8 protein-coding genes and 1 pseudogene are annotated in these 11508 nt (G+C 69.7%); 2 read left to right on the plus strand and 7 right to left on the minus strand.

Annotated features, from left to right (window positions below):
- From H0T81_RS10325 to H0T81_RS10355, 7 genes and pseudogenes are all read right to left on the minus strand, one after another.
- A pseudogene (locus tag H0T81_RS10325) lies at positions 1-911 on the minus strand (hypothetical protein); the annotation flags it as partial.
- A gap of 5 nt (positions 912-916) precedes the next feature.
- A complete protein-coding gene (locus tag H0T81_RS10330) occupies positions 917-2371 on the minus strand; it encodes a DUF4139 domain-containing protein (RefSeq protein ID WP_294012693.1) in 1455 nt (484 codons plus the stop codon).
- A 65-nt stretch (positions 2372-2436) separates the two neighbouring features.
- Complete coding sequence (locus tag H0T81_RS10335; RefSeq protein WP_294012695.1) at positions 2437-3111, minus strand: DUF4167 domain-containing protein; 675 nt, start codon at positions 3109-3111, stop codon at positions 2437-2439.
- A gap of 248 nt (positions 3112-3359) precedes the next feature.
- Positions 3360-4184, minus strand: coding sequence for a peptide chain release factor N(5)-glutamine methyltransferase (gene prmC / locus H0T81_RS10340; RefSeq protein WP_294012698.1), 825 nt, complete (start codon positions 4182-4184; stop codon positions 3360-3362).
- Complete coding sequence (gene prfA / locus H0T81_RS10345; RefSeq protein ID WP_294012701.1) at positions 4181-5266, minus strand: peptide chain release factor 1; 1086 nt, start codon at positions 5264-5266, stop codon at positions 4181-4183. Before prfA ends, prmC begins: the two co-directional genes overlap by 4 nt.
- The gene (gene hisS, locus H0T81_RS10350; protein ID WP_294012704.1) at positions 5263-6501 is read right to left on the minus strand and encodes a histidine--tRNA ligase; all 1239 of its coding nucleotides are present in this window, start codon (positions 6499-6501) and stop codon (positions 5263-5265) included. The genes prfA and hisS overlap by 4 nt, the downstream gene beginning before the upstream one ends.
- A gap of 40 nt (positions 6502-6541) precedes the next feature.
- Positions 6542-9193 (minus strand): TonB-dependent receptor, encoded by a 2652-nt coding sequence (locus H0T81_RS10355; RefSeq protein ID WP_294012707.1) that lies wholly within the window; start codon positions 9191-9193, stop codon positions 6542-6544.
- Between the two features lie 106 nt (positions 9194-9299).
- Between H0T81_RS10355 and H0T81_RS10360 the strand changes: the two genes are divergently transcribed.
- Both H0T81_RS10360 and chrA read left to right on the plus strand, forming a co-directional pair.
- Positions 9300-10901: an amidase gene (locus tag H0T81_RS10360; protein WP_294012710.1), complete on the plus strand. Its 1602-nt coding sequence runs from the start codon at positions 9300-9302 to the stop codon at positions 10899-10901.
- Positions 10902-10914: 13 nt separating this feature from the next.
- The coding region (gene chrA, locus H0T81_RS10365) for a chromate efflux transporter (RefSeq protein ID WP_294012712.1) at positions 10915-11508 on the plus strand (594 nt) is incomplete at its 3' end.

The raw sequence follows: 11508 nt of genomic DNA on the forward strand, positions 1-11508 counted from the left end.
GGCGGCGGCGCCGGCGGCGGCGGGATTCGGCTGCCGGTGACGACGATCTGCTCGGACTCATCGGAGACCGCCATCGCCTCCAGCGGAACGTCGCTGGTGGTCCCCGACGGCCAGCAGTTGAGAGTGATCGGCCGTCCCTCGCCCCGCTCGACCCAGACGCGCTCGCGGTTGAGCCTGCCGGCGACCGCATTGGTGTCGGCCTCGACCAGCCCGGTATCGTCGCCGTTGGCCAGGGTCAGCCAGGCGAACAGGCTCAGTGTCCGGCCATCGGCGGAAAGGTCGCCGACATAATCGGCCTGCCAGTCGAAATTGTTGGTGATGTAGGACAAGGTGACGTCGCGCTCGACGAGCCGCGGGCTGCGCACCCGCACCGACAGGGTCGGTTTCGCCGACAGGTCGGCCGGTACGGCTGGAGCGACCAGGGTCTCTGACAGGCCGGTGCAGCGCAGGGCCTCGAACCCCGCCTCGGTCTGCAGCACAACTCCGTCCGCGCTCGCCCGCACGATCGCGTCGTGGACCCGCACCTGGCCGGTGGCGCGCGAAGTCCGGCGCAGAGTCAGCCGCTGGCCGAGATAGGCGTCGAGCAGCGCCCCGGGCGACAGCAGGCGGGCATCGCGGTTCTTCTCGAGCACCGCGTCGCCGAGCCCGGTGACGATCGCGCTTTGCGGCACGAGGCCGGCGGTGACGCCCTCGAAACGCAGCTCGCTCTCGCCGGCGGGAAGGCGCACCCGGCGCGTTTCGCTGACCAGCGCATAGCCGCCGAGCCATTGCAGGTTCAGCGGCTCGAGCCCGCGGTCGGGGTTGCGATAGACGGTGACCGCGACCCGGTCGGGCGCCGGCGAGGTGACCAGGCTTTGGGCGCCGGCCTGGGCCGCGAAGCCGACCGCGATCAGCGTAGCGAGCAAGCGCATGGCGCTTAGTGGCGGGTGTCGAAGGTCGCGGTGACGCTCGCGCGGCCGTTTGCCGGCACGCTGACGCGCCAGCGCACGTCGTCGGCGCTGAGGCGTTCCGAGCGCAGGCTCTGGTCGACGATCCTGGTGTCGCCCCACAGGCCGGACTGGACGAGGTCGATCGTGACCGGCCGCGGACCGGCGTTGCTCAGCTCATAGCGCATGCGCGTTCGCCAGCGGTCGCCGCTCAGCCGAGTGCGCTCCTCGACGATCGGGCGCACCTTGACGTCGAACGCCTGGCCGGTGGCGAGGCCGATGTCGGAGCCCATCGGCGTGTGGCCGATGCGATGCTCGCCGACGAACTGCGGGTTGCCGCGGGCGTCGCGCTGATAGACGCGCATGATGCCGGCCGGAAGCGCGTCGCCGAGGCCTTGCGCGCGCGCGCTCGAAAAGCGCAGCACGCTGGTGACGCTCAGCGGCTGGTCGGCGGTCGACAGCCAACCGTTGCGGAACTCATGGGCGCGCGCCGCGGGCGTGTTGTGGACGTCGAGAAAGCTGACCTGCTTGGTCTGCTTGTCGGCGATCGTCGTCCGCTCGGGCAGCGGGTAGAGATAGAAGTCGCCGAGGCGCTCGCGCGGCGCGGTCTCGGTGCCCGGCCGGTACATGCCGTCGACCTCGGGGGGAGGCGGTGGCGGCGGTGGCGGCGGCGGCGGATAGCGCCCATAGGGATCGCCGCGATAGTGACCGGCCCGGCCGACCGCTCCCGCGACGAGCAGGGTCGAAGCGTTCACGTAGGGAGTGCCGCTGTTGTTGGTCAGGGTGATCCAGCCCTGGACGTCCATCCGCCCGTTGGCTTCGTCGAACAAGGCGACATAATCGGCCGCCCAGCCGAGGCCGGGAGTCAAATAGGTGAGGGTGACGGGACGCCGACCGCCGCCGGCGGCGTCCACCGTCACCGACAGCGTCGGGCGCGGGCGAAGGGTTTCGGGCACCCGGTCGAAGATCACTCGCGCCGGAATGCCATCGTCGCGGAGCACCTCGATTCGGTCGCCGATCTGCATCACGACGCCGCCGTTGACGGCGAGGATGCGCGCGCGCTCGCGGGTTTCGGCGCCGGTCGCCGGGTTGGTCCGGACCAGCGTCACCGTCTGGCCGACGGCTTTTTGCATCAGCGCCGCGGGCGACAGCAGGTCGAAGTCGAAATTCTGCTCGACAATCGAGATTCCGCGGCCGGTCAGGCTGACGGTCGCCGGCTCGATCTGCGCCGACACGTCGCGGAATTCCTGGCGGCTGCGGCCGGCCGGAAGGTCGAGCTGGCGCTTGTCTTCGACCAGCGCCCGATTGTTGTTGTAGATGGTGACCGAAACGTCGCTCTGCGCGGTCTGCGACGGCGCCGGGACCATGGGCTGGGCGGCAATCGGCTGAGCGACAAGCGGCGCGGCAACGACAGCGGCCAAGCCCAACAGAATCAAGATTCGCATACACCCCTCCCAGCGGATGGATGATACAATGTTACAGCAATCCTGAACGGAAACTGGCTGAAACGTCAGGCAGCGGGAGCGACGTCGCCTTCATCGTCGGCCGCACGAGGACGGCGAGCGCGGCGCTTGGGCCGCGCAGCTTCTTCCTCGGACTCGGGCGGCTCGGCCGAAGCGTCACGGCCAATCGCGGGCGGCAAAGCATCGAACGGAATGCTTTCGAGATTGGCGCTCGGGCTGTCGACCGGCGCAACGACGCTGCGCGGTGGCTCGCGGTTCTGGCGGTTCGCGCCGTCGCCGTCGTTGCGGTCACGCGAATAGCGCGGCGCACGATCACCGCGCTCGAAGCGCTCGCTACGATCCGGCCGCTCGTCGTCGCGCTGGTTGTGCGATCGCTGCTCGTCACCGGCCTCGGCCAGTTCCTCGTCACCGTCGTCCTCGTCGCCGTCGTCACCGCCGTCGCCGCCGTCGCCGCGCTGACGGCGCTGCTCCTCGAAGCGGGCGCGGCTTTCGCCGAGCACTCGATAATAATGGTCGGCATATTGCAGGTAATATTCGGTCTGCACCCGGTCGCCGCCGAGCTGCGCGTCGCGGGCCATGCTCTTGTATTTTTCCAAGAGCTGCGCCGCATTGCCGCGCTGGCGGTTGTCCTGGCGATTGCCGTCCGGCCGTCCGCCGAGATTCTGGGGCCTCTGGCCCCCGCGGCCGCGACGGCGGCCACCACCCTGTCGATTATTGATCAAATTCGCTTTCCCTCAAAAAGCAGAAGCTTTCCCCTTTTCGCAGTCAGGCAGGCAGGGCAGCGTCCCCTGTTGCAAAGGCAAGGCGGGGCGCGGCTCTGACCCTTTCGTTCCGGTCTGCGCTTGAGCGCTCAGCAAACGGCACGATTGCGTCGGGGGTTGGGACGGGATGCGCTCAGCTTTCGTGGTGATGCGGGCCCGGCCTCAACAAGGATGTAGAGCCGTAACGGCTGAAAGCCAAGCGATTTCGTTCAAACCCAAGTTAGCAGTAGCGCCCGCGGTCGTCCGGCTAAGTCTCGGGCAAGGCGCGCAGAAAGCCCGTCGCGAGCGAGCAGGGAAGCGGCGCTCGCCGCCTGTTCGAAGCCGATCTCGACCGCCGCCAGCCCACCTTGGCCGAGCAGGCGCGGGAATTGCGCAGCGAGCGCCCGCAGTGCCTCGAGCCCGTCGTCGCCGGCGAACAAGGCTTCGTGCGGCTCATGCTCGGCAACGCCCGGCCCGAGTTCGCCGGTGACGGCGACGTAGGGCGGATTGCACAGGATGAGGTCGAAGCGCTCGTCGATGCCGTGTCCCCAATCGCCGATTTGAAACTCGGCGCGGTCGGCGAGGCCCAGCCGCGTCGCATTGCGCTGAGCGATCGCGAGGGCGGCGGGCGAACTGTCGACTCCAAGACCGCTCGACTGGCGCCACTGGTCGAGCGCGGCCAGCAGCAGCGCACCCGAGCCGGTGCCCAGGTCGAGGATGCGTTTCGGACCGGCCGAGCCCTCGAAATGCGCGACCGCGGAATCCAGCAGCGTTTCGCTGTCGGGGCGCGGGACCAGCACTCCCGGCGCAACCTCGAGCTCGAGGGTCCAGAATGCGCGCCGGCCGACGATGTAGGCCACCGGCTCGCCGTGCTCGCGCCGAGCGACCAGGCTTTCAAACCCTTGCGGAATGTCGTCCGGCGGGTCGAGAAGCAGCTGCTCGCGATCGACTCCGAGCGCGTGCGCGAGCAGCAGCTCGGCATCGAGCAGCGGCGTGTCGCTGACCGGGACCACCCGGCGTGCCGCATCCGCAAGCGCGCTCGAAATCCCGCTCACGCCTCCTCGAGGCCGGCGAGGCGCTGGGCTTCGTCCTCGGCGATCAGCGCATCGACCAGTTCGCCGAGGCCCGGGCCTTCGAGGATCGGGTCGAGCTTGTGCAGGGTCAGATTGATCCGGTGGTCGGTCACTCGCCCTTGCGGAAAATTGTAGGTGCGGATGCGCTCCGAGCGATCGCCCGAGCCGACCATCGACTTGCGTGCTCCGGCGCGCTCGCTCGCCAGCCGCTCGCGCTCGAGCTCGAACAAGCGCGTTCGCAAGACCTTGAGCGCTTTCGCCTTGTTCTTGTGCTGCGATTTCTCGTCTTGCTGGATGACCACCAGGCCGGTCGGCAAGTGGGTGATGCGCACCGCGCTGTCGGTCGTGTTGACCGACTGACCGCCCGGTCCGGATGAGCGATAGACGTCGATGCGCAAGTCCTTTTCGTCGATGTGGATGTCGACGTCTTCGGCCTCGGGGAGCACGGCGACGGTCGCCGCCGAAGTGTGGATCCGGCCGCCGCTTTCGGTCGCGGGCACGCGTTGAACGCGGTGCACGCCGCTTTCGAATTTCATCTTGGCGAACACGCCGCTGCCGCTGATCGACGCGATCGCTTCCTTGTAGCCGCCGACGTCGGACGGGCTTGCCGAGATCAGCTCGAAGCGCCAGCCCTGCTCCTCGGCGAAGCGCTGGTACATGCGCAGCAAATCGCCGGCGAACAGCGCCGCCTCGTCGCCGCCGGTGCCGGCGCGCACCTCGAGCATCGCGGCGCGCTCGTCGGCCGCGTCGCGCGGCAGCAGCTTCAAGGCCAGCGCGCGCTCGGCCTCGGGCAATCGAACGCGAATGTCGGCGGCTTCGTGCTCGGCCATTTCGCGCAGCTCGTCCTCGGCGGTCGGATCGGCGGCGAGCTTGGTCAGCACCTCGAGCTCGGCGCGCAGGCGCCGCACTTCGCGGGCGGCAAGCGCGACCGGTTCGATCGCCGCATAGTCTTTCGACAGCCGCACCATTTCGTCGCGCGACAGGTCGGGCGCGTTCATCGCCGCGGCAAGCTCATGCTTCCTCGACTCGATCGAGGCGATCCGTTCCGGCGAGACGCCGGTCATGCTTTGAGGGCCTCGGCCAATCCGTGGAGCGGGATCGAACGCTGCTCGCCGCTGTCGAGAATCTTGAGCTGGGCCTCGCCCTTCGCAAGCTCGTCGTCGCCGATGATCAGCGCCCGGGCGGCGCCCGACGCGCTCGCTCGGCTCAGCCGTTTCTTCACGTTGCCGCGATAGCTCATGTCGGCGGCGATTCCGGCGCGCCGAAGCACCGACAGGATGCGCTGGGCTTCGGCTTCGGCGCGCTCGCCGAGCGGCACCAGAACGACGTCAGGAGCATCCGCCGCGGGCGTGTCGATCATCATCGCCAGGCGCTCGATCCCGGCCGCCCAGCCGACCGCCGGGGTCGAAGGGCCGCCGAGCGTCTCGATCAACCCGTCGTAGCGGCCGCCGGCGATGACGGTGCCTTGCGCTCCCAGGCGGTCGGTGACGAATTCGAACGCCGTGTGGCGGTAATAATCGAGCCCGCGCACGAGCCGCGGACTGCGCGTCCACTCAACTCCGGCCGCGTCGAGGCCGGCGGTGACCTCGGCGAAAAAGTCCGCGGCCTCCGGGGTCAAATAATCGTCGATCGGCGGCGCGGATCCGGCGATGGCGCGGTCGCCGGGATCCTTGCTGTCGAGGATCCGCAGCGGGTTGCGGTCGAGCCGCGCGACGCTGTCCTCGGACAAGTCGGCGCGATGCGCGCTGAAATGCTCGATCAGCGCGGCGCGCCAGGCTTCGCGGGTTTGCGGATCGCCGAGCGTGTTGAGCTCCAGCGTGACCCCGTCGCCAATCCCGAGCTCGCGCAGCAACTGGTCACCGAAACACAGTATCTCGACGTCGGCGGCGGCCTCGGCGGCGCCGATCACTTCTGCGTCGAGCTGGTGGAATTGGCGGAAGCGGCCCTTTTGCGGCCGCTCGTAGCGGAACGCGGGGCCGTGCGTCGCGACTTTCAGCGGCGCGTGCTGCTGCCAGCCTTCGGACAGGTAGGCGCGCGCGATTCCGGCCGTGAACTCGGGCCTCAACGTGATCGAATCCCCGCCGCGGTCGGCGAACGTGTACATTTCCTTGGAGACGATATCGGTGGTCTCGCCGATCGAGCGGGCGAACACGTCGGTCGGCTCGATCACCGGGACCTCGACGCGCCGGAACCCGAACAGTCGGCGGACGCGGTCGAACGCCGCCACCACCGCCGCGAGGCGGTCGGCGTCTTCACCAAGCAGGCTTTGCGTCCCCCGGACCGGCTGAAGCGTGGTCATCGGCGGGGCTAATGCACATTTCCGCGAGCCGCGGAAAGGCTTAGCTTCGCGGGCTCCGGTCGCCCTGGCGGCGGAAGAAGCTCGGCGGCGGGCTGAACAACTTGCGGATCGAGATGCCGACGGTGCGCCCGAGCGGGTCGAGCAGGTCGGGCTGGTAGGTGAACGGCACTTGGCCGGCCGCGTCGCGAACCTCGGGCTTGGCGTCGAACAGGTTGCGGACGTCCAGCCGCACCTGCGTCCCGCGCAGCCACGGATGCCTGGCGACCAGGCCGAAGCGCTCGCCGAGGTTGGCGAACAGCCGCAGGTCGAACGTCGTCAGCGGCGAGAAGCGCAGGCTTCCGGCCTGGGCGCTGTCGACGCTGGTGCCGCTGCGCCAGTCGGCCGACAGCCGCGCGCCGAGGCCATTGTTCGACCAGCCGGCCCGGGCCTCGATCTCGTGACGAGGGCGTCCGCCGGACGAACCGAACGCGTCGCCGCGCAGATAATCGAGCTCGGGAACGCCGGGGCGGATGAGGACCTCGTCCTTGAGGTTGAGCGTGTGGGTCAGCGAGAATTGCAGGCGCCCGCCCTGGCGTCCGGCGCCAAAACCGCCGCCGCCGAAGCGCCCGCCAAAGCCGCCGCCGCCGGGACCTCCGCCGCCACGCTCGAAACCGCCGCGTTCGCCGCGGGGTTCGTTTGGCGGACCTTCGGCTGGCGGACCTTCGGCTGGCGGACCTGCGGGTGGGGCCGCGCCGCCCGGTGGCGCGACGGTCGGTGGCGAGGCGGCCGGTGGCTCGGCGCCCGGACCACCGAAGCGGGCCCGCATCTGGTCGATCAGCGCCTGCGGCGGGCGCGCCGAGCGCAGCGGCCTGGTGAAGTCGAAGCCCCAGCGCAAAGTGTCGCGCCGGGCCTCGTCGAAATTGACCGGGCGCAGGTCGGCGCCGATCAGCTGGCCGGTCGCGTCGCGCACGAAGCGCTCGGGGAACGCGGCTTCCAATGCCTCGCTCGGACCGGGGAAGCTGGACACCGGCCGGTCGAGCCTCGAGCGGACATATTCGGCGCGCAGCCTGAGGTCGGTCTTCGTGAACGGTCGCCAGTTGCCGCTGAGCTTGAGGACGTTGCGGCGATCGGAATCGAGGCCCGGATTGCCGCCGGTCAGCGCCTCGACCAGCACCGTTTCACCGCGGGTGAAATCGAAAATACGCGTCCCGGGAGTCTCGAGGATCGGGTCGCCCAGTTGCTGGACCGACGGAGCGCCTTCCTCCCGGGTCCAGCTGGCGATCAGATTGAGGCGCTCGACCGGCGACCAGTTGAGCCCCGCGCCGACGGTGGTCAAAGTGCCGAAGTCGGACAATTGCTCGACTTCGCCGTTGGCGTTCAAGGTGAGGTTGCCGAGCGCGGCGAAGTCGCGGTTGCGGCGCGAGACCGGCAGGTCGAAATTGACCGCCGCATTGCCCTGGGTGCGGCCGAGCGAATTGGCGCTGGTGATGCCTTCGCGGCGGCGGCGGCTGTCGAGATCGAGCGCCCGGGCGCCGAGGCGGACCGTGGCGCTGGCATCGCCGGCCGGGAGCTTGAACAACGGCCCATTGGCGGTCGCATCGAGGTCGCCCGACGTGCGGATCGAGCGGGAGCTCTGCCGGCTGGAGTCGCGGTCGTCCGGATCGCTCAAGGTCAGGTTGCGCGCCCAGTCGGCGTTGCCGGTCAGCGACCAGCGCCAGCGCGCCCGGTTGCCGTTGAGGGCGACGCCGGCATGGGCGCTGTCGGCCGAGGTGTCGCGGACGCGCGGATCGAGCTCGCCGAGCAGAGGCTCGCCGTCGGCGAGAAGCGGGAAGCCGAGCAGCGAGCGGCCGTGGCTATGCTCGAGCTCGCTGTTGAACGTCGCCGAGACGTCGCCGAACATCTGGCGGTTGTGGGTGACTCCGCCGCGCAGCAACCGCCGCGAGCCGAGCAAGGTGCGAGCGTCGCGCGGGTCGAGGTCGGGATTGTCCGGCAGTTGCTGCAAGGCGATGTCGCGCTCGGATTCGGTGAGGTCGCCGTTGCCCTCGGCGCGCAGGTTGAGGGTGGTTCGGCTGTCGCGGCCGATCATCAGCCGGGTGACGTCGCCGAGCCCGCCGAAATAGCCGCCCTCGGTCGCGGTGCGGGCTTCGCCGCGAACCGCGGTCGAGCGGAAGCGCCGGCGCAGGATGATGTTCACGACCCGCTGGTCGGCTCGGTAGCCGTATTTGAGGGCGACCTCCTCGGGCAGGATCTCGACCCGCTGGATCGCCTCGGTCGGCAGGTCGCGAAGCTCGCGGAAGCTCGAGATGCGCTGGCCGTTGAGGAGCAGCACCGGCCGCTCGCCGCCGCGGCCGCGAGCGCTGCCGATCTGCGGAGCGAGCGCCTCGAGAAGCTCATTGATGTCGGTCGCTCCGGTCGCCCGGACGTCGCGGGCGTCGAGCGTGTTCTCCGGCGGGATGTCGCCGATCACCGAGCCGCGGGGCCGCTGGCCGGTGACGACAATTTCCTCGCCGCCTTCGTCGTCGGCAAGGTCCTCGGGCGCTTCCGAAACGTCGGCCGGAGCCGCGGCGGCGGGAGCGGGCTCGTCGGCCGGCGGTTGCGTCGTCTGGGCGTGGGCCGAAGCCGCGAAAGAGACGCCCGCAAGCAGCGCGCCGAGTGACTTCCACTTGGTCATGGGGGCGGCGGTGACGGTCGGTGGGTGAACCTTCGCTGACACCGTTGTTTCGTTCGACAAAGCGGCAACCGGGCCCGACCAGCGACCGGGAGTCTAGCGATGGGGCTGGAAAATTGCCATGCTTGCGCCGCCCAGGACGGAGGTTCCAGTGACCGACAAGTGGATTGCAATTCTCGCCGGCATCGCGGCGCTCGGCGGCTGCGCGACGGCATCGGCCGAGGATCCCCGGGCGGCCCCGGTGCCGATCGCAACGGTAACCGCGCCGGCGGTTCTCGACATGGGCCCGGTGGCGGCGACCCGAGCCGCCATTGCCCGCATCGAGCGGATCGACCCGCAGCTGGGCTCGGTGATCGCGATCGACCCGACGGCCGTCGACCAGGCGACGCGCATCGAAGCGCAGGGCCTCCGCGGCCCGCTCGCCGGAACGCCGGTATTGATCAAGGACAATATCGAGGTCGCGGGACCGCTGCCGACGACCGCCGGGAGCCTGGCGCTGGTCAACAATGTCACCAACCGCGACGCGCCGCTGGTCGCAAGGCTGCGGGCCGCCGGAGCGGTGATCGTCGGCAAGGCCAATCTGAGCGAATGGGCGAACATCCGCTCGTCCGATTCGATCTCCGGCTGGAGCGCGATCGGCGGCCAGACCCGCAACCCCCATGCGCTCGACCGCAACCCGTGCGGATCGTCGAGCGGCAGCGCCGCAGCGGTCGCGGCCGGCCTGGTGACGATGGCGGTCGGCACCGAGACCGACGGGTCGATCACCTGCCCGGCGGCGATCAACGGGATTGTCGGGATGAAGCCGACGGTCGGGCTGGTCAGCCGCACCCATGTGATCCCGATCAGCGCCAGCCAGGACACGCCGGGGCCGATGGCGGCGAGCGTGCGCGACGCGGCTCTGCTGCTGGCCGCGATCGCCGGCAGCGACCCGGCCGATCCCGCAACCAGGGAAGCCGACCAGCACAAGGCGGATTATGCCGCCGCGCTCCACGTCGGCCCGCGCGCCTCCGATGCGCTCAGGGGCGCCCGGATCGGAGTGATGCGCTTTGCTTCGGGCTTCGGCACCGATGAGCCGTTCGAGCGCGCGCTGGCGACCTTGCGCGCGCAAGGGGCGGTGCTGGTCGAGATCAAGGAGTTCGACCGCGGGCCGATCGGCTCGCACGAGTTCAAGGTGCTTCTGACCGAGTTCAAGGCCGGCCTCAACGACTATCTGCGATCGAGCCCGGCGCCGATCCCGGTGCGCAGCCTGGCCGACGTCATCGCCTTCAACCAGGCCAATATGGCGCTCGAAATGCCGCTGTTCGGCCAGGATATTTTCATCCAGGCCGAGGCGACCAAGGGGCTGTCCGACCCGGCCTACAAGCAGGCGCGCGCGACGAGCCTGAGGCTCGCCGGAGCGCAGGGTGTCGACCGGCTGCTCAAGCTGCACAAGCTGGACGTCCTGGTCGGGCCGACGATGCCACCGGCGTGGAAGATCGACGCGGTCAACGGCGACCAGATCTCGGGTGGCGGCGCCGGCAGGCTGGCGGCGGTCGCCGGCTATCCGCACCTGACCGTGCCGATGGGCCTGGTCAAAGGGCTGCCGGTCGGGCTCAGCTTCATCGGCCCGAAGTGGAGCGACGCGCGGATGCTGCGGCTGGGCCATGCGTACGAACAGGCGCGCGGCGGTTTGCCGGCGCCCAGGTTCTTGCGCTCGATCGAGGAAAGCCCGCGGATCGCGCCCCACCTGCAGCCGGCCCAGGCGCGCCGGTAGACTCCGGCCAGGAATGCCAGCCGCTCAAGCGCCTTCGCTGATCGCCATTTTCGCGCGCTTCCTGCGGTTTGGATTCCTCGCGTGGGGAGGACCGGTCGCCCAGATCGCGATGCTGAAGCGCGAACTGGTCGAAGAGCAAAAGTGGCTGACGACCGGGCGCTTCAATCGCCTGCTGGCCGTTTTCCAGGTCCTGCCGGGCCCGGAGGCGCACGAGCTCTGCGTCCATTTCGGAATGATGAAGCGCGGCCGGCTCGGCGGGTTCCTGGCGGGGCTCGGCTTCATGCTTCCCGGCCTGGTGCTCATCCTCGCCTTGTCGTGGGCCTATGCCCGTCTCGACTTGAGCCAGCCTCCGCTGGGGCCGCTGTTCCTGGGAGTGCAGGTCGGGGTCATCGCGCTGATCGTCCGCGCCGTGCATCGGATTGGCGAACATGCGCTCATCGATCGATGGCTGTGGTCGATCGCCCTGGCCACCGGTGTCGCGGCGATGCTCGGAGTCAGCTTCTGGATCACGCTGCCGGCAGCGGGTGTCGGCTATGTCCTGCTGGCGCAGCGGCGCTTCCTTCTGGCAGCGGCCGTGCTCGCCATCGCCGCCGTGCTTGCGCTGCTC

Source organism: Sphingomonas sp., from assembly GCF_013812825.1.
GTDB lineage: Bacteria > Pseudomonadota > Alphaproteobacteria > Sphingomonadales > Sphingomonadaceae > Sphingomicrobium.